The following is a 23,967-nucleotide window of genomic DNA, read 5'->3' on the forward strand; positions in this document are numbered from 1 at the left end:
CTTGCCCCGGTTCCGGCGAGATCTCCGGATCCGGCATGATCCACTCCCATGACGGTTCTTCTGGGACGCGAGGACGAGACGGCGCGACTGGAGGCGCTGTTGGCGGGCCTCGGCCGGGGCGAGGGCGGCGCGCTGCTGCTGCACGGTGAGCCCGGCATCGGCAAGAGCGCGCTACTGGACCGGCTGGCCTCGGGCGTCGGCGGTCCGGCCGACCTGCTGGTGTTGCGGGCGTCCGGCGTCGAGTTCGAGACGGAGCTGCCCTATGCCGCGCTGCACCAGCTCTGCGGACCGGTACTGTCCGGCCTGCCCGCCCTGCCGCCCCCGCACCGGGCCGCACTGGAGATCGCGTTCGGGATCCGCTCCGGCAGCCCGGATCCGTTCCTGGTCGGGGCCGCCTGCCTCGGCCTGCTGGTCGAGGTCGGCCGGCCGGTGCTGTGCGTGATCGACGACGCGCACTGGCTCGACGACGCCTCCGCCCGGGCGCTGGCCTTCGTCGCCCGCCGGCTCGGCGCCGAGCAGCTGGCGATGGTCTTCGCCGCCCGGGAGGAGCTCGGCCGGGAGCTGGCCGGCCTGCCCCGGCTGCCGGTCGGCCGGCTCGACGAGTCCCGGTCCCGCACGCTGCTCCACCGGGCGCTCGGCGCGCCGCTGGACCCGCAGGTCGCTGAACGGATCCTGGCCGAGGCCCGCGGTAACCCGCTGGCCTTGCTGGAGCTACCGACGACCGCGGCGCTGGCCGGCGGCTTCCGACTGCCGGAACCGGCCGGTGCGGTCGAGCAGAGCTTCCGGGCCCGGCTGGCCGGCCTGGGCCCTGCGGACCGGCTCGCCCTGGCCCTGGCCGCCGCCGAACCGCTCGGCGACCCGGCCCTGCTGTGGCGGGCCGCCGAACGGCTCGGGATCACCGAGGCTGTCGGCGGTGAGCTGCCGCTGGTGGAGATCGGGACCCGGGTCCGGTTCGTGCATCCACTGGCCCGATCCGCCGCCTACCAGGGCGCGCCCCTGGCGGACCGGCGGCGGGCGCATGCCGCGCTCGCCGAGGTCAGTGACCCGGTGGCCGATCCCGACCGGGTGGCCTGGCACCGGGCCCAGGCCAGTGTCGGCCCCGACGAGGAGGTCGCGGCGGCTCTGGAGGACTCCGCGCACCGGGCCAGCGCCCGAGGCGGGGTCGCCGCCGCCGCGGCCTTCCTGGAGCGGGCCGCCGGTCTGACCCTCGACCCGGGCCGCCGGAGCAGCCGGGTGCTCGCCGCCGCCGAGGCCAAGCTCAGCCTCGGCGAGTTCGACGTGGCCGCCGAGCTGCTCGGCACCGTCGACCCGGAGGAGCCGCGCGCTGACCTGCTGCGCGGCCGGATCTCCTTCGCCCGGCACAGGGGCGACCGGCGGCCCACCGAGCACTTGCTGCGGGCCGCCGGCCGGCTGAGCGCGAGCGATCCGGACCTGGCCCGCGCCTGCTATCTGGAGGCCGTCGAGACCGGCGTCCTGACCGGTGGCCTGGCCGAGGTGCTGGCCGCAGTCCGGACCGTGCCGGGCGGTGACCCGGTGCTGGCGGGCATGGTGGCCCTGGCCGATCAGGGACACGTGGCCGCCGGTCCGCTCGCGGCCGCGGTCGCAGACCCCAGGGCCGAGGTCTGGGCTCGGCGGCCGACGCTGGGCTATCTGCTGGCCGTCGAGTTCTGGGACGCCGAGGCCATGCACGGCATCGCGGCCCGGTTCGCCGCCGCGGGCCGTGGCTCCGGGGCCTTTCACCTGCTGCCGATCGGGCTGGCGATGCTGGCGGTCAGCACCGCCTACCGGGGCGACTTCGGTGCCGCAATGGCGATGATCTCCGAGGAGGAGTCGATCGCCGAGGCGACCGGCGCCGCGCCGCTGGTCTACCCGCGCATTCACCTGACGGCACTCCGTGGCCGGCGCGCCGAGGCCGAGGAGCTGTTCGGCACGCTCGGCCCGCACATGAGCCTGAGCGTGCACTACGCCCGGGCCGTGCTGGGCAACGGGCACGCCGACTATCCGGCGGCGCTGGCCGCCGCCCGGGCAGCCGTGGCGACCGGTGACCTCGGACTGTCCGGCCTGGCCCTGCCGGAGCTGATCGAGGCGGCGGTCCGGTGCGGCGAGCACGACGCGGCCCGCTCAGCACTCGGCGAGCTGGAGGAACGCGCCCAGGCCGGCGGGCGGCCCTGGGGCCTGGGCGTGGCCGCCTACGCCCGTGCCCTGGTCACCGACGAGGGCGGCGCCTACCGGGAGGCGGTCGCGATCCTGGAGGACGAGCCCCAGGTCGTGCACCGGGGCCGGGCGTTGCTCCTGCACGGCGAGTGGCTACGCCGGCAGGGCCAGCGCGCCCAGGCCCGGATCGAGCTCCGCCGGGCACACGAGCTGTTCTCCGCGACCGGCGCGGCGGCCTTCGCCGAGCGGGCCGCCCGCGAGCTGACCGCCACCGGCGAACACGCCCGCAGCCGTACCGCGCCGGCGTCCGACACGCTGACCATGCAGGAGGTTCACATCGCGCGGCTGGTCGCCGACGGTGCCACCTCCAAGGAAGTGGCCGCGACGCTGTTCCTCAGCCCGCGGACCGTCGACGCCCACCTGCGCAACATCTTCCGCAAACTGGGCCTGACCTCACGCCGGCAGCTCCGGGATCTCCCCGCGATTCGGTGACCGCAACCGGGTACGGGCAACGCACGGCGCCGGTCCACAAAGGTTGAATTTCATGAACGGGTTGGGTCAGGCGCTGGCGCACCGCTGCCGGCCGTGGCGGTCCAGCCCTGTTCGAGGAGCCTGGTCGACGGCCGCCGCGGGGTCGGGGCGGGTCCGGGCGAAGATGAGGGTCTCGATGGCGAGATGGGCGTAGGCAGCGCAGAGGAGGTCGTCGTGCGGTCGGCGATCCACGCCCGACACCTGCGGCCTCGGCGATCACAGTGTGCGCACCCGGGTGCGCGTGGACGAACAGCGAAGGCTGCATCTCTGCAGTCCTCGCTCCCCTTCACCCTGCGACGGGACGGGGAACCCGGGTCGGTGAAATCCGAGACCAACTCACCTCGGCACACCGGCCGGCTCGACCCGCCGCCAACCGGGCCCGGCGGTCAGCGAGGCCGCCAGCGTGTCGGCCCGCTGGCGGGTGAGGTGTTCGACGAGCCGAAGCCACACATCGACGCCTGCGGGGCCGCCCTGGGCCACGGCGGAACACCGCGATCGGCACGGCGAAGATCCGGAATTCGGGCATCATGCCTCGTCCCGCCGCCGCAGGCCTCGCCGACTGGGCCATAGGACTCGTCTTGCACACCGAAGTCAGCCGGGCGGCCCCCAGGCCTGGACCGATGGACTCTCCCGGGCGCAGCCGCTTCTGTCTAATGTGAGAGGTGTCGGATGTTACTGGCCGGTTCGGATGGCGCTCGGAAAGGTGGTCACAGAGTCGTGGTCCTGCGAAATCAACCGCGGTGGAGCCGTGCCGCGAACTATCACGGACCGGCGGTGATCGTATGTGCCGACCAGACCGAGATCGCTGTACTGGTCGATCTGTGGACCGAGCAGGGTGGACGCGGTCGGGGTTGGCGTGGGGAGGTCAGAGCCGCACCGGGTGAGGAGTTCGCGGGCGTGGCCGGCGGACAGGAGGCGCAACTACGGCTCCGTGATGGCCGGATCGGCCGTTTCCTGCCGAACCGCTCCTCCATCGCCTCCGGACGGATGATGATCACGGGAAGTGGCTCTGAGCCATTCTGAATCCTCACCCCATCGGTTCACCGGGCGCACCAACTGTCGCGATGCGGCGACGGAGACGCCATTCTGTGAGTAGCTGCCACTCGGCCGGGCTGAGAGTCGCCTGCTCGGGTGGGGCGGGCGCTTCGCCCGCGAGGCAGGTGGTGCCCGCGCGGGCCCCGGTCCACGGCGGTGGACCGGGGCGCTGTCGCGAGTGTCAGCTGACCGCTGTGGCGGCGTCCACGATGAGGTCGGCGACGATCCTGGGGTGGCTGAGCATCACGACGTGGGACGAGTTCGGCACTTCGACGACCTTGCGTGCGTTCGCGCGGCTGTACATCCAGCGCTCGCACGCGGGCGGGATCGCCTTGTCCTTTCCGGCAACGAGGCCCCATGACGGGATGGTCTTCCAGGCCGCGGCGGTGGTCGGATAGGTGAAGGAGGCGACGTCGAACGGCCGCTGGGTGGACTGGAGCACCCGGAAGGCGCTGGTGGGAATGTCGGCTGCGAAGGCCGCCTGCCCGTCCTTGCTCAGGTACAGGTCGATTCCAGTCGTGCCGTCGGCCTTCGTGTACGGGACCCCCACGCTGACCGGCTCGACCTCGCTGCCGGGGAACTTGGTGATGAGCTCCCCCTGCGTCTCCCCCACGTCGGGCACGAACGCCGCGATGTAGACCAACGCCTTGACGTTGCTCTTCCCGGCGGCGGCGTTCGTGATGACCGTTCCACCCATGGAGTGCGCGACCAGCACGACCGGCCCGCTGATCGAGTCCAGCAGACTACCGATGTACGGGGCGTCGGTCGGAATACCCCGCAGCGGGTTCGACCCGCAGACGGTGGTGTAGCCCTTGTGGTGCAACTCCGCGATGGTGGCGTTCCAGCAGGAGGAATCGGCGTAGCCGCCATGTACCAGCACGATCGTGGGCTTGGTCTTCGGTTTGTCCTCACCGCTGGCGGTCGGGGCCGCCGCCGCGGCCGCTCCTTCCGAGCCAGCTACCAGCGCCGCCGACGTGGCCACCACGGCTCCGGCGGCCAGGACCTGACGGCGGGAAACACTTGTACTCATGGAACTCCTCACACAATGGGATGGGGAAACGCGGCTGACGCCAGGCGCCGGAGGGCTCAGCGTTCGGCCGACGCGGCCTGGCGGATGAGGTCGGCGACCGCACCGGGCTGGGAGACATACACGGCGTGGCTGCCGATCGCCTCGGTCGTGACGGCCCCGGCGCGGGTGGCCATGGCCCGCTGGGCGGCCGGCGGGATCATCCGGTCCTCCGTGGCGACCAGGTAGGAACTGGGCTTGTGCCGCCACGCCGGCTCGGTCACCGCACCCGCCAGGGCGTCGACGCCCCACGGCACCTGGGAGTCGGCGAGGAACGCGGCGTCGGCGGCGGGCAAGTCGGCGGCGAACGACGCGGCGAACTTGGCCCGGTCGAGGAACAAGAAGCCGTCGCGGGGCTCAAGGATCGGCGGAACGGGCGCGCCGGGCGGCGGGTCGGCGATCAGGGTGTTGACGGACTCCCCCTTGTCGGGGGCGAACGCGGCGATGTACACGAGGGCGGCGACGGACTCGTGCGTGCCCGCCTCGCTGATGACGGCCCCGCCGTAGGAGTGCCCGACGAGGACGGCCGGGCCGTCGAGACCGTCGAGGACGAACCGGGTCGCGGCGACGTCACCTTCCAGGGACAGGGTCGGATTCTGCACGACGGTGACGGTGAACCCGTCGGCGGTCAGCAGCCGGTGCACGGCCTGCCAGCCGGAACCGTCGACGAAACCGCCGTGCACCAACACGATATTGCGGACAGAGGGCGTGGACATGGAACGCTCCCGGGGCGCCAGGGCGGCCGGCGGGGCGCCGGCCGGGTCGCCTTCCATGCAAGTCGCAGCGCGAGGAGCGGAACAGGCGGAACAGGATGCAGAACTAGTGCCGTGTCCGCGCGGCTGGTGGTCCCCGCCGTGGCGGGGGCGCAGGCGGCGTCAGGCGTCAGGCCCGGCGGCGGCGGTGGTAGGCCCAGGTCAGTGCCAGCACCGCCGGACCCCACAGCATGCCGGGGGCGACGCACACCGTCGCCAGGGCCTCCCACCAGCCGTTGGCGAAGCGGACGAGGTCGTAGCCCCCGACGTGCAGCAGGCCCCGCAGAAAGGACCCCCACAACGCCACGGTCAGGACCAGGCCGCCCAGGGCACCGGGCACGATCGCCGCCCACGGCGGCACGCGCCGTGCGCCGAGTACCGGCACCCAGGCGGGGAAGGTCTCGCCCCAGCCGCGTACAAGGCCCAGCGTCAGCAGCGCGAGTCCCTCCGACAGGACGCTGAGTCCCACGACGTAGACCCCGCCCCACCACGGCATGGCCGGCGCGGCGGGATCGATGGTGCCCATCGTGAAGTCGACGGCGAACGGCAGCCGCCACAGGCACCAGGGCAGTAGCGCCCACGGAATGGCCCGGGCGGTGAAGGCCGCCCAGCTCGGAACGGGACGCGCCGTGTCGTTGATCATGAAATCCACTCTGCGCTAGCGCAGACGGTGGATCATCCCGCCCGTGAGGGAAGCCTCTCCCCCGGCAGAGGGAGAGACCAACCCGGCAACAGGTTCGCAGCTGCCCGCGCGACGGCCAGTGCCTGCTGCGGATCACTGAGGTTGCGGTGCGGGGTGGCCATTACGAGCCACCGTCCCCGGAACCGATCGCGGTGGCCGTCTCCCGGCAGCCGGCCGCCTCGTCGGGCTGCCCGATCGAGTCGTAGATCTCCGCGGCTGCCAGCAGGCTCTCGCGTGCTTTGACGGGGTGGTCGGCGCCGTAGAAGTCCCGGCCGAGGATGCGCAGCCACTTCGCCCGCGACAGGGCGATGCGCAGCTCACCGAACAGGTCCGTCGCCCGCAGGAGCAGGGGCACGCCCTCGCCGGCGCGGCCGAGGCGACGCAGGGTCAGGGCGGTCTGCCCCAGCACCTCCGGCAGCGTCGCCGCCGCGATCGACGGGGTCATGCCTGAGGCCGGGTCTTCCACGAGTTGCAGTGCGCGCTGGAAGTCGGCCAATGCCCCGGTCACGTCCCTGAGTTTCAGCGCGAGGGCGCCGCGGCCCAGCAGGCTCTGGCAGAACGCGTCGATGTCCCCGGCTTGTTCGAACCGATCGGCCGCCGCGCGCACGGCGTCTGAGGCGGCCTGCCACTCGCCCAGGTTGATGCGGGCGACGGCGGTGAACTGCCACGCCCACGCCTCCTGCCGTACGTCGCCGGCCTCACGTGCCAGGACCAGTGCCCGCTGCGCATAGCCCAGCCCCTGCCGGCAGTCGCGCCACGGCTGGGTGTGGGCCCACGCCAGATGGTTGAGGAACTCGGCCTGCCGCGCGGCGTCCCCGAGCGCGACCGCGGAGTCCAGGGCCAGCGTGAAGACGTCGGGCCAGCGGGACCAGTAGTTCCAGCGGTCGGAGAACCAGTGCAGGGCGCTGGCGGCACGCACGACATCGTGGTGGTCGCCTGCGACCGCGGCGTCGCCGAGCGCCGGGAACCAGTGCTCGGCCTCAACCCGGATCCAGGCCTCCGCGTCGGCGACCCCGTCGAAGCCGGCATCTCCCGCCTCACCGGCGCCTGGCCCGAACACGCGCCCGGCCGCGGTGACGGTCGTCAGCAGCCAGGTGACCATCCGCCGCCGGACGGCCGCGACGGCATCGGCGGCGTCCTCCTGCTCGAGCCGCTGGTGGGCATACAGCCGCACCAGGTCGTGGAACCGGTAGCGGCCACCGGGTGCCGTGTCCATCAACCCCAGGTCGACCAGGTCATCGAGCTCGTCCTCGACAACCGGCACCGACACGTCGGCGACCACCCCCGCCAGCGCGGAGCTGAAGTCCGCGCCCGGCACCAGCGCCGCGCGGCGGAACACCAGCCGGGTGCTGGCCGGCAGCTGCTCGTAGGACATGCCGAACGCCGCCGCGACCGTCAGGTCCCCGGCGCTGAGCTGCTGCAACCTCCGCTCGGCGATCGACAACCGGGCAGCCAGGTCAGCGGCGCTCCACCCTGGCCGCGAGATGAGCCGGTTGCCGACGATCCTCAGCGCCAGCGGCAGCCCGCCCAGCAGCTCCACCAGCCCCCGCACGTCGTCGGTGTGCGGCACGTCCAGGCGCTCGGTGAGAATCCGGCTCAACAGATCGGAAGCGTCGACCGCCGGCATCGGCGCCAACTGCAACCGCCGTACACCCTCCAGCCCGGCCAGCAGCCGCCAGCTCGTGACCAGCAGCAGGCTGTGCCCGTCACCGGGCAGCACCGGCCGCACCTGCGCCTCGGAGGCCGCGTCATCGATGACCACGAGTACCCGTCGCTCGCGCAGCAGCTGCCGGTACCGGCCTGCGCGCTCGGCCCCGTCCCGGGGGATCTGCTGATCGCGGACCCCCAGCGCGCGCAGCAGCCGGGCGAGGAGCTCGTCGCTGCCGACCGGCCGTCGGCTCATGCCCAGCGCGTCGACGAACAGCACCCCGCCGGGGAAGTGGTCCCGCAGCCGATGCGCGGCGCGGACCACCAGCGTTGTCTTGCCCAGCCCCGCACCACCGGAGACCACCGCCGCCCCGGACCGGTCGCCGAGCTCCTGCAGGGTGTCGGCCAGCCGGGTCAGCCACGCCAGCTCCGCAGCCCGCCCGGTGAAGTCAGCGATCGAGCCGGGCAGCTCGGCCAGGCCCGGCGCGGCCGCGAGGTACGCCTGCCTCGTGCGGCCCGCCTTGGCCAATGCGAAGAGTTCGTCCCGGCCAACACCCTCGAGCTTCAACGTGTCGGCGATCAGCGCGACCGTCCGCCGCTGCGGGCCCAACGCCCGGCCGCGTTCCATATCGCTCAACGCCCGCACACTCACACCCGAGCCCTCGGCCAACTCCTCCAACGTCAACCCGGCGGCGCGACGCAGCATCCTCAGCGCGACCGCGAACGAACTCTCCTCACCCATCGCATCATCATCGCTGGTACCTCGGACCGCGCAGCCGGACGGTCAGCGGATTCGGGGTGGAGACGTCGAACCTGGGTGCCGGCTTCTGCCGTGACGGCCTTGACCTGCGGTGCCCTGCGATCTACTGGCTTCACCGCGTGGCCAAACCCTCACCGCGCCCGCGTGAGCAGGCCCTGACCAGCTAGGCGGTGTTCAGCCTCGATTGAAGGTCTTTGACGCCGCGCCGTCGCAGGGGAGCAGTCGGATCTCCGCGCCGTCCCTGGCCGCGCCCACGCACAGGTCGGCCTGCTTGGAGTGGATGGTGTCCCCGCGCAGTGCGAACTGCTGCGCCGGGTTGCCGCGGCAGTTCGCGAGCTGCACGATCGTGCCGGGCGCGGTGGCACCCCAGGCCGCGTCGTAGCACAGGCCCAGGGTGCGGATCGTGCCATCGGCGGCGACGTCCCGCTTCTGGTTCGGGCTGCCGTCGCACGGTGCCAGGATCAGCGGCGTGCCGTCCGAGCCGGCCGATCCGCTCAGGCACTTTCCGGTGCCGGGATTCAGTAGCGCGCCGTTGGGTACGCCCTGCGTCGGGCGGGGCGACGGCGACGGGGACCGCGTGGTCGTCGGCTTCGTCGTGTGCGCGGGTGTTGACGAGGCGACTGCGCGGGTCGCGGCCTGGTTCTCGGGCCGAACTCTGGCGGCTGGGGACGGGGAGAAGTCCACCAGGGTGAACGTCAGGGCAGCGCCCGCCAGACAAGCCACCGCCACGCCCGAGCCGATGATCCGCGCCCGGGTGGCCAGCGGCCAGAATCCCCGGCCGGCCCCCGCAGCGCCACTGGAGACGGTGGCGGGCTGATGCTGGACGGGCGGCTGGGATCGGCGAGCCACCGGCCCGTTCAGCAGCCCGGTGTCCACGATCCCGGCGGCGTCGATGGTGAAGCGCCACCGGTCTCCTCGAGCCGGCCGACCACGACCACCGACCACCGGCCAGCGGGGTCGTCGGCCAGCTGGCGGACCCGGTCGGCGTCGCGGCCACCGGGCGCGGCGGCCAACAGCAGTACCCCGCCGGCCTCGTCGGCCAGCGCCGCCTCGGCGTCGGCCAGGTTCTTCGCCTCGACCGTGCCGACGGGATCGGTCGCTGACCGCGTGCAGCACTGATCCAGCCGGGGAGCGCTCCACGGCGAGACGGAACAGCCTCAAGCTCGCCACCCTCGCCGAGGCAATGGCGGAGGCCGGCCCCGAAACACCACGGTTCCGCAAAGATGGATCCACTGACCGAGCCGCTGCTGTTCGCCCGCCCCGTCCTGCAACACCTCGCCGACGCCGCAGCGGCCGCGACCGGGGAACGCGCCGAGGGGCTACTCGAGGCGTACGAGATCGTCGCCGCGCACGCCCACACCGAATAGTCGGGTTAGGATCCACCGCCCGCCCGGATTCGCCACCGATCTGCCGCCAGGCGCTTTCGCATCAGACCCAGCGCCCACCCGCCACAGAACCCGCCTGACCCTTTTGACCGCCAGACCAGTGAAGCTGTTCTCCACCAGCGGGCGGCTCCACCCCGCCGCCAGCCCGACCCCGTGGCGAACACTGTGCTGTTGCGGCATCAGCTGCGAGCGTGATGTCCCCGGTCGGCTCGGAGCCCGGTAGATTCGCGGTCGAACGACGAGGAGGACCGCGTGCTCAAAGGCTGGCACGGCTGGCTCGGCACTTTCACAGGCGTCGCGCTCCTCACGGTGGCGGTGCTGCCGTTGGCCGCGCTGGCAGTGTGGGTCCTGGCACGCCGGCACCGGGTCACCGGCATCACCCCGGCACGGCGCACGGCGCTGGCCGAGGTCGCCATCGTGTACGGGACGGTGCCATGGGTGTGGATGATCCTGTTGCCGGGACCCGGCGCCGGTTCCGTCCCCGGTCGGGTGAGCCTGGTACCAGTGCACGATCTGCTGACGATCATCGCCGCCGGTCCGCTGAGGGCGACCGTCCAGATCGTCGGCAACCTGCTGGTGTTCGCAACCCTGGGCTTCTTCGCCCCGATACGGTTCGCCCCGCTGGCGTCGGTACCACGGATCCTGGCACTGGCGGCCGGCTGCTCGATCCTCGTCGAAGTGGCACAATACGTCCTACGCCTAGACTGGGTGTCCTCCGTAGATGACGTCCTACTCAACGCCGCCGGCGCCGGACTGGCCGCCCTGGCGTCACGCCGCTGGTGGCGGGCCACGGCCACGGCGCCGTCACGCCGACCCCGGGCTGCGGTACCGCGAGGCTGAGTGAACCGGCCCCGGGTCAACAGGGGGCTGGCAGATGAAGTCGGTGGGACCATGGACCGCCGATGAGTTCTACGACAACCCTGCCATGGACACAGACCGTGGTAATTGCCGTTCACTCGCCGGGCCTCCCCGCCGCCGGCCGTGCGCACGTGTCTCCGGCCGGCGGTGTCCGGGCTCGCGGCGTGGGGCAAGGCCGTCGACCTGGCCGGCACGCGCCGGTCACGGACCAGGCCCTCCGCCTGATCGACAGCATCGGTCGTGGCTGGCCGATCGGCACCCTCATCGTGTACGGGCCGTACCCGGAGGAAGGCCTGGTCCTCGACGGACGCCACCGCCTGACGACCATCGCTGACTCCCTGCACGCGCCACTGGCCGGCGACCCGCGCCCTGACTCCGGGTCCGAGATGTACTGGGACCTCACCGACACCACCGGCCAGGCCACCCGACACTCCCCCACGATCGACGGCCGGCCGTCGTCGTGGTGGCTCGTGCGGACCCTGACGAGCACCCTGGCCCTCCTCACCCACGGTCGCACCTCGCCGCCGACGACCAGCACCTCGTCGAGCAGGCTCAGCACCTCGGCGGCGTGGCTCTGGACACGCGGGTGCCGGTCCTTCACCTGCCGACCCGAAGGGCGGCAGACACGGTGACCGGCATCGCCAGCCGGCTGGCCGGGCGCCCAGTCGTCATCACGGCCGGAAGCCGCCCTGGGGCCTGACGCGAGCGACGGCCCCAGGGACACGGCATCCACTGGCCGTCAGATGCTGGGATAGCCGCCGTCGACCAGAGGTGGCCAGTGTGCGGTGGCGAACGTCAAGCGTCGGGTTGTCGACGAGGTAGACGCGGCTCTCCACGCGCCGGAACCGGCTGCCGAGCCAGCGGGTGAGGCGTCCGTTGCCGCATGGGCCGCGCTCGCACCCGCCGCCACACATCGTCAGATCATGACTCGTGGGTGAAGCTGGTGATCCTTGCGCGCAGTTGCCAGCCGAGACCCTCGTAGAGCGCACGTCCTTCCTCCGTCGCGTGGAGCACGGCGGTCACACCCCCTTGGTCCATGGCGGCGACGGTGAGTGCGTTCATCACCGCCGTGCCCAAGCCACGGCGCTGATGTGCGGGCTCGGTGGCGACGCGATCCACGACGGCGACACCGTCCACCACAGCGATGTACCCCGCCGCGGCGACCTCGCCCTCAGACTGAACGCGCACGTTGATCACGCCCGCGTCGATCGTGGTGCTGAGGTCATAGCCGGCGGGCACGCTCGGCGCGACCCGCCGCAGCGTGGTCGTCATGAGCGGCTCCGGCGGCGTGCCCTGCCAGGCCTGCCCCAGCAGGGCTGCCGCCGCGTCCTCAGCGGCGACGACGATGATCACACCGTGCGGAACGGTCGCCTCCTTCGACGCGCCGCGCACCGCGTCGAGGTCGTCGCCAAACACCAGACAACGGGAACGAGTCTTCGGCCGGACCTCGTCGATCCGCAGACCCCAGGCGGTCTCGACAGGCACGGAGTTGCGCCTGACGGCGGCCAAACCCTTCGCCCAGCTACGGAGTACGTCTGTTACCTCAGGCAAGATCATCCGCACGAGAGTACTAGGTCAGAGCGCCACCGCCAGGCCAACTACACAAACAGGGATAGGCGCAACCAGGACGGTGACCCCGATCCTGGTTGTCCGGTCCCGTTCAACCTTGCGGTGTCCGAGTTGAGTTTGCGGGTGATCTTGCGGCGTCCAGGGGGCGCGCCGAAGTACGCCAGACACCCGCCACAAAGTGGATCTCGGGTATCCCGCGTCGGCCGGGACCGGCCCCGGGGCCGGTCCCGGCCGTCGGGTCAGCTGGTCTTGACGTACATTCCGCTGGCGGCCCACGGGCCGATCGCGCTGACGACGTCGGTGAACCAGACGGCGGTGGAGCAGGTGTTCGGCTGGTTGAACACCGGGTCGTTGCCGCACGGGATGTCCGCCCAGCCGTCGGGCCGGCTGGAGATGAGGCCCCGGGCGTCGGCGGAACTGTTCGGCTGGTCGAAACCGTTGATGGGCGTCCACACCGGCCCGCCGCTGTCGCCGTGTCCCGCGATCAACTGGTTCGCGACCGTGGTGATCCCGCCCTCGACGTTGAAGCAGTTGCCCAGGCCGACGGCGGCCACCCATGCCCGGCAGTCCTGGGTCGGACCGGAGGCCCGGATGTAGCAGTGCCAGCCGGTGGCCGCTCCGCCCGTGCAGAGGCTGTCACCGACGTGGGTGTGCGAGGCGCGGGTCACCGGCATGCTGCCCTGGCCGGCGGCATAGGCGCGCGGGCCGGTGTAGATGCGGCCCGCCGTGCCGCTCGCGGTGCGGATGAACATCAGGTCGTAGCCGGTACCTCCGGGGGTGCCAGGGCCCATGGTCGAGGTGAAGTTGCCGTTGGAGTACGTCTGCCAGACGCCCCCGCAGTGCGCCGCGGTCGTCATGTAGTCGTTGCCGTCCTGGGGCCAGTGCACCGCGAACCCGCTGCTGCAGTAGGAGTCCGCTGAGTACCGCACCAGGGCCCCGCCCCAGTACGCGGGGGTGTCGGACTCGCGAGACAGCCCCGGTGCCCGGTCGTTGGAGCCGATGGTGATCGTCAGCTCGACGTCCCTCCCGGCCGCCTGCACGTGCGCGAGGCTGCTGCCCAGCGGAGCGCCGGTCCGCGCGGAGGGTGCCTGGGCGGGCGCGACGCCGACCTCAATCCCGCTCCCGTCGGGCCGCTTCGTGATGTGCGTGACCCGCTCGGCGCCACCGGCGGTGGCGTCCAGCGCGATCTGCGCGACCTGGCGGTCGAGGTCCAACTTCGAGTACCGGGCCGGAACCAGCGTGACCGTGGTCCCCTGGTGCCGGACGTGGTCCAAGACCGCCTGCTCCGCCTTTGACGGCGTGCCGTGCCAGAAGACTGTCAACGTCCCCTTGGCCGCATCGACGGTGACGCTGGTGAACCCGGATCCCGGGTGCGCGGAAGCGGCGTCCTCGACCCGGGTCGCGGCCTCGTCGAGGGGCCGCTGCGCGTCGAAGAGCTGCGCCCACGAGGCGAACCCGGCGGGCAGGCCCAGCCGGCTCGGTTCGCCGGCCGCGGAACTGGCCGGTCCCGGCTGCGCCGAGGCGGACTGCGGCACCAGACTGATCGCGACAGCCGTCACCAACAGGACGACTCGCATATATCCATGTCGATTCATGAATGGAAGTTTGCCAGGGGCGGCGGTGTCCCGCTGTCCCGTACAGCCCCAACCGCCTGTCCGGAATAAGGCAGCGTGGTCAGCGGCGACACTGACGCCGTCGAGACAGTCGTCGTAGCTCGGGGCGGCGGCGATGTCGTCGTCGGAGTCGTTCAGGCCGAACCGTTTGATCCGCTCGGTCAGACACCGGACCGGCAACCAATGCGTCCCAGGTCCTCAAGCACCTCGGCGTCGAGGTAACCGAGCAGCTGCTCGGCTGGCTCTACATCGGCACCCCCAGACGACTGCCCGCCCCGGGACCGGCCACCTGTCGACGCCTCATCCCGGATCAGCTGGTCACCCCAACCTGATCGATCAATGCCGTCGCGCTCGACCATCGGCTGTACGGATCAAGCCCCGGGACCACCTGAACACTGGCAGCTGCCCGTCAGCCATCGGGACACGACTGCGACGCGCCCGAGCGCGCCGCCACGTTCGCGTGGGACGAAGCCTATCCACCCGCATGTTCGCTGTCGCTACACCGCGATCTGAGCAGGTAGGACAGGCGTCTGGTATTCGACCGTGCCTCGGCTACCTCTTGACGTCCCGATGGGATTCAATGTCGATGAGTGCTTAGGTGGTGCGTGAAGGGCGGCTCGGTGTCAGCTGATCGACGATCGTGGGTCGGGCCCGCCTTCCTGACTGCGATCTTGACCGTGACCGCGAATCTCGCGGCCGTCGCCATCAACGTTGCGACATCTTCGAGCGGCGTGTGGCCGATGCCGTTCGAGTTGATCCATCGCTACCCATTCTGGTGTTCGGGCGCGCTCACGCTGGCAGCAGTTCTGCTCGGCGTCGGCCTTGTGTGGGTGCAGCGGTCAACCGACGCGGGCAACGTGGGTAGCGACGCTGCTGGGCCTGTCGTCCGCGGCGACGGTGGGGCGATTGACTATTTTGGACCCCATGCGGAACGCTCCCATCGCACACCGCTCGAACAGGTACGCCGGCTACCTCCAGCCGCCCGTGATTTCATCGGCCGTGACGCCGTCATCGCCGAGGTCCAGGACCTGTTGCGGAACCATGCCATGGTCAACATTTACGGCCTGCCTGGGACGGGCAAGACCACTTTGGCAGTGGAGATTGCTTCACGTCTCGGCGCTGAGCGACACGATTGCCAGATCTACTTCGACATGTCTCGAAGTGACATCGAGGCTTGCCTCGGCAACGCGTTGACATGGCTGGGAGTGCAGCAGTCTGAACTTCCTCCCGGCGTGATCGCCAGGGCGGACGACTACCGGATGCTGCTGGGAAAGTACCGCCCCCTCGTGCTGATCGACAACGCTACGCCGAGTCCGGACCTCCCGTTTCTGCTGCCATCACAGCCCGACGCGGTGGTGATCATCACCAGCTGGGCACCGATGACCGGCCTACCGGGACTACGCATCGTCGGGCTGACACAGATGAACGCCGACGAATCCGTGGAACTCCTTGCTCGGGTCGCCGGGCGCCGCGACACACCCGATGACCCCGCCATCCGGGCGGTAGCGGACCTGAACGGACACCTTCCGTTGGCCCTCCGGATAAGCGCCGGCATGATCAGCGAACGGCCAGACTGGTCCTGGTCTGACATCGCGAGGAAGCTGACAGATGAGTCAGGAGGGGTACGCACGGAAGTGCTGACTTCGGGACTCGAGTCGGTTCACCGTACGTTCCATGCGGCCTATCGAAGCCTTGAGCCGACCGACGCCGCAACATTCAGACTGATGGCACTGACTCCTGCCCCTACCTCCAGTATGGGCTTGGTGTTAGCCGCACTTTCCGCTGACCAGCGCGCAGCCGAGGACGCGTTCGACCGCTTGGCGGCGCGGCACCTCGTCCGGAAGGACGGCGATAGGTGCCACATGCACGCGCTGCTGTGGTCTTGGGTCCGAGAACTACAACCCAAAACCAACGATCCGCAGCTCGGCTTGGCGCGAAAGCGAATTACCTCCTGGGCCCTCCATACACTCAACACAACCTATGTGACCTGGCTGAAGCAGACATCAAGCCGAGTGCCGCTCCTCGGACACCTAGATCATCTCGACCTTGTCCTTAAAGACCTGTACATCGAGAACCGAATTGCTGTCGCTGGCGACACGACCGATCCTCGAGATCTCTTCTCGGGAAGGCAGAAGACACTCATCGTCGGTCCTGGTGGAAGCGGAAAGACCACCATCGTCAATCATCTGTGCCTCACTGCTGCGATCGCGCGCGGGGTCGACCCTCAGGCGATTCTTCCGCTGGTGTTGTTCGCCCGCGACATCCGGCCCGGAGATCAGGTGGAAAACATACAGACGCTGCTCCTGCGGGGACTACGCGAGCGTGCTGACATCGACATCCCTAACGACGCACTGGACATCGCCCTGAAGAAAGGCAACGTCGGGTTGGCCATCGATGGCCTCGATGAGATTGGCTTGGACGAACTTCGCTTTGCATTCCTGCGCCAACTGCATCAGTTCACTGCCGATCATCCAGATATTGCCGTTCTCATTACATCGCGGCCCCACGCAAAGTTGAAAGCCCTGCTGCCGGATTTCACTTATGCCGAAGTCCCGTCGTGGAGCCAGGTGCAGTGCAGCGAGTACATGGACCGGTTGGCCCGAACCACGCCGATGAGCACACACAGGATAATTGCTTCCCAGGACGTACGCTTTCTGCCGGGCTTACGCGAAATGATCGGTGATCCGCTGGCACTTCAACTGGCAGGAGTGCATCTCGGCCCCCTCGAGTCTCTCGCAGGAATGATGGAAAGCTTCGTCAACTCTGTCTTAATCCAGCGCGAGGCGGGTCGACAGCGTCGCGGCTCTGGCTCCCGGGAGGACATTCGTCGCGCTCTCGAAGTTGTCGCTTTCACTATGCAATCAAGCACGACGGAACGGACGTCCCTCAGCGCATCCAGGCTGCTCGACATTATCTATCCGGTTATGATGGTGAGGGGTGATCGAGCGGAGACGGCTTCAATTTTTCGCCTTTTCAGTGAACGTTCGGGTCTTTTTGGGGAAGTTGGCGGTGATGGCTTAGATGCTCGGTTCGCCTTCACTCACACGGCGTTTCGCGAGTATCTTGCGGCGTCCTATCTGTCCGGGCGGTACTTGCAGGGTCACGGCGACGCCTCCTCGATCGTGAGGATCTTCGCCCAACACGCGGATGATCCGAGTTGGCTGTCGGTGTTGACCGCGACGTGCGACCTGGGGATGACGCGCTATGGCCCGAACTTCACCGCCAGACTTCTTGAGGCTGCGCACGAGCTTGCTGAACCCGACGTCGTCGTCGCGATTCACAATGCCCAACGCGCACGCGCGTAAGCCTCGATCTTGCGGACCTCCTCCCAACGGAAGCGGCTTAAGCCCACGTCACCTCCGACTGCCTCAAGACAGCGCATCCCGGGGTTGCAACTCCCCGGGATCCTCTTTCGGGGGCGTAGGGCGGCCGTCCCGTCCCGATCCCCCTTCCGCAGGGCGCAGGCTCCACGTCGGGGAAGGCACGTTTCGCCAGATCAGCGAGATACTCTGCACCCACCGGCGGTCCGGACTTGAACTCGACAGAGCAAGACGACCTGCCGGTCACCGCAGCCGAGTCAGCTGTCCGTCCGAGCCTGAATGAGATCGGCGAGTATCACCTCACCCTTCCCCGCTTTCCCAAGACCTTCACCTACGCCAGCCCGAACCGCGCTGACGGGCTCGTCAGCCTGCACTACAACTGGCGGGCAGACCCTCCGATGCCCGACACGCCGCCGATCCTGCTCACCGTCCGCCACGGCATCGGCACGCTCCCGGAGAGGTTCACCTTTACCCAGTCGGGTCGGCCGTCCGAGCCAGAACCATGCAGGATGACGATTGACCCAGCCGACGGACACACCATGCGGGCTGCGGGTCAGGGCATCTGGTTTGGTACGGCAGGCGGTTCAAGTTCACTTCGGGCTGCCATCCATCGGCGGTGGAACTCGCTGCTGCTGACGGACGTCATGGTGGCGAGGGCCTCGGCCGGATACGGCGTTTCGGGCACCACGCCGTAGGTCAGCTCGTAGACGCGGACCGCGTTGACTCCTCCGGTGTCGAGGGCTGCGATCGCCTCGTCCAGGGACCCGGCGGCCGTGTACTTCTGATCGCTTGTGGTGGCCTCGATGTGGCGGACGGCTTGGCCGGTCGAGTCGATCTCGTCCCAGACGGTCAGGCCTTCGTCCTCCCAGCGCCACATCACATGCCTGCACGCGACCGCGGTGAGCACCGTCCAGGCATCTCCGGAGGGCTCCCACCGCTCGACGACGGTCCTGTCCTCGTACCAGGCGACCCCCGAACCCCAGCGTTCGGTGTCCGCACGGCTATCGCCCGTAGCGTCGTGTTCGATATCGATCAGGTCGCCGCCACGGTACAGGCGCAGCTCTTTGACGCCGTGTCGCTCAATGCGGTACGGCTTCAGGTCTGCCTCAGACACACAGCGCTCCTAGCATGTGGTGGTCATCCGACCGGCGAGTGACGGCGGTAGGCCGCCTGCGGCCGAGTGAACCTGAGTCCATTCTCGTCTACGGCTTGACGATCGTCATCTGACCGCTCGGGAAGGTGAGGTGGATGTCGATCGAGTCGATCGCGTGCCCGTCGATGATCCATTCCAGCAGCTCGACCTGCTGGACGATCTGTCCTCGCAGTGCGACCCAGTTCAGGTGGGGTGTCACGGCGCCACGAGAGCTGGAAGTTGTCGCGGGTTCCCCAATCGATGGGAGGTGCGAGGTCGATGGTGTTCCAGGTGATCGACAGATCGCTGTCTTTCTGGTGGTTGACCTCGAGTTGTTCGCCGCCGAAGTCCAGCACCATCGGCCCGTCGGCCAACCATGCGTCGTCCTCGCGGTCCCACATCAGGCGCGCGTTGTTCAGGCGCCGCCGCGCCAGCTCGCTCAGTCGTCGCCCATGGCGGCCCGGATGGCAGGCAGGTCGGTGAGCCAGTTCGGCTCGTGGCCACTGACACCGAAGTTGAACACCACCTGCTGATTATGTCGTGATGGCGAGGTCTGGGCAGGCCGGAACTGAGCCGTCGGCGCTGAGCCCGCACCTTCGTAGGATTTCAGCGGTCGCCGCTTGGTCGTGTCGGTCGAGGTAGCCGATGAGCGCCGCGCCGGCAGCGAAGGTGCCAGCGAATACTTCTTGCCAAAGTTGGTCTACGAGACTGTTGCGGATGAGTAGCTTGATCAGCTGTCGTGCTGCTCCGATATCGCCGTCGTCGGCCGCGCGCCGCAGGGCTGACAGGGCTTCATCGATGTCGGGGCCTCCAGCGACGAGTTCGGCAAGCATATCGTTGGCGTCAATTCCTACACCGTACTCGTCGAACGTCCCGAAGCCTCCGAGCGGACGTTGTTCGACGTGTTCGCGCAGACCCTCGATGTCTCCGGCAGCGAACAAGGTTCGCGCGAGGATCGTGCGGGCAATGGTGTCGATCGGATGAGCTGCCCGCTTACGCAGCTCTTCGATCATGTTGTGATCGGCGAGCACTTGGGCGAGGTGCTCACGCATGTGTCCGTTCATCGGGATCGCGTGTGGTGTGAACACGGCGATCGCCTCGTGTACCCTTCCGTCGGCGATGAGTGCGTCACCGAGATCCCAGGCGATACGCCAGTCGTCAGCGAATGCTCGTAGCGTCGCGATGGCGGCGTCGTGCTCGCCATTTGCGTTGAGGAGGTCGACGAGTTGGCGAGTGACGCGCCAGTTACCTCGGTCTGCGCCAGCAAACGGGCGCAGGCTTTCGACCGCTTCGTCTATGGAGCCGTCCGCGGCCAACAGGGTCGCATAGTGGCTGGCCGCCCACATGTCTCCGGCAGCCGCATAGTTCCGCAGCGCGACGAGATCATGTTGCGCAGCTAGATGATCGAGGTAGATCCTTCTTATGTCGGGGTCTCCAGTTTCGGCGCGGTGGCGGATTTCGTCGGGCGAAGCGGAAGCAACGTAGAGTTCTGCCAACGCATGGGCCGCCGAGTAGTCGCCATCGGCGGCCAGCCGCTGCAGTTCCTCGGTGTCGTTGAGCTGCTTCAACGCTGTGATATAGCTAAACTTCAAGCTGCCGTGGGCGGGCACGAACGGGTACAGGATGTCGGCTGCGTCTTGCGGGCGTCCTTGGCTGATGAGGACGTCGGCCAGCCGGTGGGCGGCGCGTGAATCAACATCGGCCCAGGTCCACATCTCGGCGGAGTCCGGCGGGAGCAATTCGATGAGGCGTTGCTGGATGCCGTCGTCTTTGTCCGCGAGTTGCCGGAGCTTGTCCAGGGCTTCCATAGTGGCGCCTTTGCGTAGGACCAGGTCCGGGTAGCGCCAGGTGGCCGGCTGTGCGGGGCCGAATGTCGTGATGTGGCGCTCGTACAGTGTCGACGCGAAGTCGTACAGGAGCCGGCGTTCTGCGCTACCGGCGAGGCGCAGGAGTGGCGCGGAGTCCCAGGTATTGTCCATCAGGGCCCGCCAGGTGACGGCGGGGAGGCATTCGCTCCGACGTGCGCGACTCAACTGCTGGGTCAGGTAGTCAGACACCGTATAGCCGACGATCGTGCGACGATCGCGGTCGAGGACCTCCAGCACGGGCGCGGTGGCCCGGTCGGCTCGCCGGTCCCGGCTGGTGACCGAATCGAGTGCCCGACGAAACCAGGAGCCGTCGCCCGTCGCACGTGTCAGATAACCGCGGGCAGCCTCGCGCAGTAGTGTGGCCGGGACCGAGGATTCGATTCCGACTCGGCGCATGTCGATGATCGCATGGATGAGCGCTCGTTGTTCGCTGGTACCTTGCCGGTAGCGACTCATAAGCTCACGGACGCCAGCGAGGGCCTCGGTCACGTTGTAGTCGCGGTCGGCCAGCGCTACGGCCACGCGCGGGTCATAGGTGGCGACGTCCCGAGCTGCGGTTCGCTCGGCTGACGAGAATGTTTGCAGAGCGTAGTCGGCGTCAACGAGATCCAGTACGTCCACCGCGAGCTGATGAATCGGTCGGTCGACACCCGACGCAGGGTCGTGGTCGCTGGCCTGGAGCCGGTCACGGTGCTCGGGCCTCATTGTGGCGACGAACACCACGGCAGTTTCGGCGTTGAGCAGCCGCTCGATGGCTTTAGCGGTGACCGGACGGAAGTCGCCGTCGGGATCTGGGACGAAGTAGGGACCCTGTAAATACCTCTGTAGTTCGTCGAGCCACACGACCAGCCCATCGGACGGCAGCCGCCCTGGAGCGGACGCAAGTTTGTTGATGACATCGCCGTCGCCGCGGGTTGGGGCCAGCACGTGGAAGTCTCCCAGCACCGCGCGAGCCGCCTCGAAGATCAGGCGGGTCTTGCCCACGCAGGAATCACCGACGATGAGCAGGAACCCTCCGTCCGAGCCTGCGGTGCGCATCCATTCGACCACGTCGCCGCCAAGATCCCGGTCCACGAATGTGGGCAGATCCCGGTCAAGTGACCTGAATTCCGGACGGGAGCCGCGTCGCCGTGTGGCTCGCGCCCAAAGCCCGCGTACACGTTCGGGTTGCCTGGTGTCCTGGCCCGCAGGAAGGCCGATGGCTCGGTGTACGCGCAGCGCTAGTCCCTTGGTGCGGGAGTCGGACATCCGTGGCAACGTGCCGCTACGGCCCTCATAGTCGCGCATCCTCTTCGAGGCGGCCGCATCTGCGGATGGTCCACCTTCCCGTCGAATCTCACGGATCGATATGATCAAAGACACCAGGCCGACCATGAACGACAACACGCTGGCGGACTGATCGAACGTGGACAGGCGAGGCGAAACCGCCCTGAGGAGCGCTGGAGCCCACCAGAACCCAGTCAGTAGCGCTAGACCGGCGCCCGTCCAGATAAGCCATTGCCATCGTGGCAGCCGAGACACTACTCGCAAGGAGAAGTACATCTTGGTTGGCCTGTCCCGAGAGTGAACACGCGCCTGAGTTATCGATTGAGGTCGATCATCTCAATGGTCGAGCGGATTCACCAGAGCCAAACGGTCCGGAATTCCCTGGACACCGGGTGCCATGTCGTAGATCATCACGTGCGCTGAACACGCGCCGCAGAAAGGACCTCATGACGGCTGAGCAGCCCCTCGATGTACTTCGCCTCCTGCACGCCGGCCTTCGCCAGCGCCGCACGCCCCAGGACGTCGCCGCCGAGCTGCTGCGGCTGGACATCCTCACGTCCCTGGACGCCGCCGGCGCCCGCCAACTGCACGCGGTCGCCCGCGCTGCCCGGCCCGCCTCCCCGTTCGACTGTGGCGTCGGGACGTCGATGTCGACCCGCTGGCGCCGCCACCCGGGCCTGGCCCGAGCCCACCAGGCCGCGGCCACGGCGATGGCCCCCGTGTGGCTGGCGGCCGGCGCGCCCTCCGAACCTGACGCCAGCGATCCCGCGTCGCTGGGACGGTGGGTCACAGCCGCCCTGCTGCGCCTCGGCCTGCCGTCCGACGAGCCATGCCCGGCGCGGCGCACCAAACCGACCGGCACGGTCACCCTCACGTACGGGTCGTTCTCCTACACCCGTCGACGGACCCCGAACGGCCGCCGGGGCGACACCGGCGGGCATGCCGACATCCGGGCCCGCCTGGAAGCCCCGGCGCGACGTGAGCGGCTTGCGGGGGTGTCGGTGCGCGCGTACCGGAAGGCCGTACGGGCGGTCGCGCACCTGCAGCAGCGCACGGCCGTCCTGGCGCGTGAACGCGACCGTGAGGCTGCGGTCGCGTTCGGCAAGTCCCGCTTGGCGCACTTGATCGACGAGGCTGACTTCATCGAGTGCCGTTTCACCGCCGCGTTCGTCGCCTACTTCGTCGCGCGGCTGGGTCTGCGGACTCAGTTCACCAACGGACAGCAGGCCCGGCCGATGGACACCCTCGCCGAGCAGCTGCTGCGCCTGGCCCTGGCCTCCCCCTCCTGCCGCCCGGAGGTCCTGGCTGCCGTCACGGTCCGCCGGCGGGTCCTCGACAGGCTCACCGACACCCAGTGCGGCCACCTGCTTGGCCTGTACTACGAGCAGCTGGCCGCCTGCGCCCGGGTGCTGCGCGCCGCCGATGACCCGCATCGCGACCCGACGCACATGGTCGTGCGCCGCGGCGATGACTCCTCCAGCTGGAACGCCGCGTCACGCGCGTTCAACCAGGCCCGCACCGGGTGGTTGGCGCTGACCGACGCGCTCGGCTACGACGACGTCGTGGAGGCGGCGTGCCCCGGCAAGGTGCCGGCGCTGGTGGCCTCCGACGTCGCGCACTGGCACACCGTGTCCGGCGGCGACCAGCACACCGACGTGCTGATCGCCGCGGACCTGCCGGTGCCGTGGGATGTGGTGTTGGGCGATGACGACTGCCCGGCAGACCTGGTGCGGCAGGTGTGCCGCCAGCACGGCGTCGAACCGGAGACCACGGGCTGGACGTCCCCGTATCGTCAGGACCACCTCGAGCGCCCCGCCCCGGCACCGGACCTGGTGCACGGCGTGCAGGTGTCCTCTCCGCTGCTGGCCGGGCTGCTGCGCGACTTGGGCGTGTTCTCAGGACAAGCGCCGTCTGCCGCGCAGGTCCGTATGGTCGACACTCTTATCACCGCCGCGGACCGCGGCTAGAAACCCGCTCGCGTCCCTCGCCTCGCGATGCGATCCTTAAGGCCGCACGGTGTTAGCTCAAAGAGCCCGGGGAGACCTGGGCCTGGCAGAGCGGGCGGCTCACCGAATCTTCCGCCCCGATCCCGTTTCGACCACGGGACACCGTGCACGACCACGTTCCGCCCCTGTCGCGCTTCGTGCGGCGGGGCGGAACTGTTTCTCCGCCGAAGGGTGTGGGCGCGGGGGTAGTCATTTTGGGCCCTGGATGTTCGAGGTGGCCACGGCGCGCCGGTCGGGCACGGGCTGCACGCCCGTGGTGGGGCGGTTCTGGCCGCCGCGCCGGGTCAGCTCGGCCTCGATGGCGTCAAGCTCTACGTTCCCTC

General features: G+C 69.3%; 18 protein-coding genes. 6 read left to right on the forward strand and 12 right to left on the reverse strand.

Translation table 11 applies throughout. The features are described 5' to 3' along the window. Positions 1-48 precede the first annotated feature (48 nt). Complete coding sequence (locus tag IW245_RS41570; RefSeq protein WP_197003130.1) at positions 49-2,646, forward strand: AAA family ATPase; 2,598 nt, start codon at positions 49-51, stop codon at positions 2,644-2,646. 66 nt (positions 2,647-2,712) lie between these two features. Here the strand turns inward: IW245_RS41570 and IW245_RS11295 are convergent, their stop codons facing one another. The 7 genes from IW245_RS11295 to IW245_RS11325 all read right to left on the reverse strand — a co-directional run bounded on the left by IW245_RS11295 (position 2,713) and on the right by IW245_RS11325 (position 9,640). Next, entirely contained in the window at positions 2,713-2,877 is a 165-nt protein-coding gene (locus tag IW245_RS11295; RefSeq protein WP_197003131.1) for a hypothetical protein, read from the reverse strand. Positions 2,878-3,901: 1,024 nt separating this feature from the next. After that, entirely contained in the window at positions 3,902-4,750 is an 849-nt protein-coding gene (locus IW245_RS11300; protein WP_197003132.1) for an alpha/beta fold hydrolase, read from the reverse strand. 56 nt (positions 4,751-4,806) lie between these two features. Continuing rightward, the gene (locus IW245_RS11305) at positions 4,807-5,502 is read right to left on the reverse strand and encodes an alpha/beta fold hydrolase (protein WP_197003133.1); all 696 of its coding nucleotides are present in this window, start codon (positions 5,500-5,502) and stop codon (positions 4,807-4,809) included. A 166-nt stretch (positions 5,503-5,668) separates the two neighbouring features. Next, positions 5,669-6,181 carry a hypothetical protein gene (locus IW245_RS11310; RefSeq protein WP_197003134.1) on the reverse strand — a complete coding sequence of 171 codons (513 nt, stop codon included), beginning with the start codon at positions 6,179-6,181 and terminating at the stop codon, positions 5,669-5,671. Positions 6,182-6,341: 160 nt separating this feature from the next. Further along, on the reverse strand, positions 6,342-8,609 hold the full coding sequence (locus IW245_RS11315) for an XRE family transcriptional regulator (protein ID WP_197003135.1): 2,268 nt from the start codon (positions 8,607-8,609) through the stop codon (positions 6,342-6,344). A 192-nt stretch (positions 8,610-8,801) separates the two neighbouring features. After that, positions 8,802-9,476: a ricin-type beta-trefoil lectin domain protein gene (locus IW245_RS11320; RefSeq protein WP_197003136.1), complete on the reverse strand. Its 675-nt coding sequence runs from the start codon at positions 9,474-9,476 to the stop codon at positions 8,802-8,804. Positions 9,477-9,484: 8 nt separating this feature from the next. Continuing rightward, the gene (locus tag IW245_RS11325; RefSeq protein ID WP_197003137.1) at positions 9,485-9,640 is read right to left on the reverse strand and encodes a hypothetical protein; all 156 of its coding nucleotides are present in this window, start codon (positions 9,638-9,640) and stop codon (positions 9,485-9,487) included. A 210-nt stretch (positions 9,641-9,850) separates the two neighbouring features. Here IW245_RS11325 and IW245_RS11330 point away from each other — a divergent pair, with 210 nt between their 5' ends. From IW245_RS11330 to IW245_RS11340, 3 genes are all read left to right on the forward strand, one after another. Next, on the forward strand, positions 9,851-9,994 hold the full coding sequence (locus tag IW245_RS11330; protein ID WP_197003138.1) for a hypothetical protein: 144 nt from the start codon (positions 9,851-9,853) through the stop codon (positions 9,992-9,994). Positions 9,995-10,264: 270 nt separating this feature from the next. Next, positions 10,265-10,852 (forward strand): VanZ family protein, encoded by a 588-nt coding sequence (locus IW245_RS11335; protein WP_197003139.1) that lies wholly within the window; start codon positions 10,265-10,267, stop codon positions 10,850-10,852. Between the two features lie 182 nt (positions 10,853-11,034). Then, on the forward strand, positions 11,035-11,502 hold the full coding sequence (locus IW245_RS11340) for a DUF262 domain-containing protein (RefSeq protein WP_197003140.1): 468 nt from the start codon (positions 11,035-11,037) through the stop codon (positions 11,500-11,502). Between the two features lie 289 nt (positions 11,503-11,791). Here IW245_RS11340 and IW245_RS11345 read toward each other — a convergent pair whose 3' ends face one another. Beyond that, the gene (locus IW245_RS11345) at positions 11,792-12,355 is read right to left on the reverse strand and encodes a GNAT family N-acetyltransferase (protein WP_233472368.1); all 564 of its coding nucleotides are present in this window, start codon (positions 12,353-12,355) and stop codon (positions 11,792-11,794) included. A 323-nt stretch (positions 12,356-12,678) separates the two neighbouring features. Further along, positions 12,679-14,034 (reverse strand): chymotrypsin family serine protease, encoded by a 1,356-nt coding sequence (locus tag IW245_RS11350; protein ID WP_197003142.1) that lies wholly within the window; start codon positions 14,032-14,034, stop codon positions 12,679-12,681. A 695-nt stretch (positions 14,035-14,729) separates the two neighbouring features. On the opposite strand from IW245_RS11350, the gene IW245_RS11355 reads away from it, so the two are divergent. Beyond that, positions 14,730-17,357, forward strand: coding sequence for an NACHT domain-containing protein (locus IW245_RS11355; protein ID WP_197003143.1), 2,628 nt, complete (start codon positions 14,730-14,732; stop codon positions 17,355-17,357). A gap of 568 nt (positions 17,358-17,925) precedes the next feature. On the opposite strand, the gene IW245_RS11360 is transcribed toward IW245_RS11355, so the two are convergent. The 3 genes from IW245_RS11360 to IW245_RS11370 form a co-directional block, all read right to left on the reverse strand. Beyond that, positions 17,926-18,486 carry a hypothetical protein gene (locus IW245_RS11360; RefSeq protein WP_197003144.1) on the reverse strand — a complete coding sequence of 187 codons (561 nt, stop codon included), beginning with the start codon at positions 18,484-18,486 and terminating at the stop codon, positions 17,926-17,928. Between the two features lie 88 nt (positions 18,487-18,574). Beyond that, on the reverse strand, positions 18,575-18,724 hold the full coding sequence (locus IW245_RS11365) for a hypothetical protein (RefSeq protein WP_197003145.1): 150 nt from the start codon (positions 18,722-18,724) through the stop codon (positions 18,575-18,577). Between the two features lie 313 nt (positions 18,725-19,037). After that, positions 19,038-21,446 carry a P-loop NTPase family protein gene (locus IW245_RS11370; protein WP_197003146.1) on the reverse strand — a complete coding sequence of 803 codons (2,409 nt, stop codon included), beginning with the start codon at positions 21,444-21,446 and terminating at the stop codon, positions 19,038-19,040. 638 nt (positions 21,447-22,084) lie between these two features. On the opposite strand from IW245_RS11370, the gene IW245_RS11375 reads away from it, so the two are divergent. Then, on the forward strand, positions 22,085-23,605 hold the full coding sequence (locus IW245_RS11375) for a hypothetical protein (protein WP_197003147.1): 1,521 nt from the start codon (positions 22,085-22,087) through the stop codon (positions 23,603-23,605). The last annotated feature ends 362 nt before the right edge of the window (positions 23,606-23,967 follow it).

This window comes from Longispora fulva (assembly GCF_015751905.1).
Classification (GTDB): domain Bacteria; phylum Actinomycetota; class Actinomycetes; order Mycobacteriales; family Micromonosporaceae; genus Longispora; species Longispora fulva.

What these genes read in the sequence shown, in the direction of transcription:
- IW245_RS11315 (WP_197003135.1), bottom strand. Translation starts at nt 8,609, where the DNA reads ATGGGTGAGGAGAGTTCGTTCGCGGTCGCGCTGAGGATGCTGCGTCGC.
- IW245_RS41570 (WP_197003130.1), top strand. Translation starts at nt 49, where the DNA reads ATGACGGTTCTTCTGGGACGCGAGGACGAGACGGCGCGACTGGAGGCG.
- IW245_RS11330 (WP_197003138.1), top strand. Translation starts at nt 9,851, where the DNA reads ATGGATCCACTGACCGAGCCGCTGCTGTTCGCCCGCCCCGTCCTGCAA.
- IW245_RS11300 (WP_197003132.1), bottom strand. Translation starts at nt 4,750, where the DNA reads ATGAGTACAAGTGTTTCCCGCCGTCAGGTCCTGGCCGCCGGAGCCGTG.
- IW245_RS11305 (WP_197003133.1), bottom strand. Translation starts at nt 5,502, where the DNA reads ATGTCCACGCCCTCTGTCCGCAATATCGTGTTGGTGCACGGCGGTTTC.
- IW245_RS11310 (WP_197003134.1), bottom strand. Translation starts at nt 6,181, where the DNA reads ATGATCAACGACACGGCGCGTCCCGTTCCGAGCTGGGCGGCCTTCACC.
- IW245_RS11350 (WP_197003142.1), bottom strand. Translation starts at nt 14,034, where the DNA reads ATGAATCGACATGGATATATGCGAGTCGTCCTGTTGGTGACGGCTGTC.
- IW245_RS11375 (WP_197003147.1), top strand. Translation starts at nt 22,085, where the DNA reads ATGACGGCTGAGCAGCCCCTCGATGTACTTCGCCTCCTGCACGCCGGC.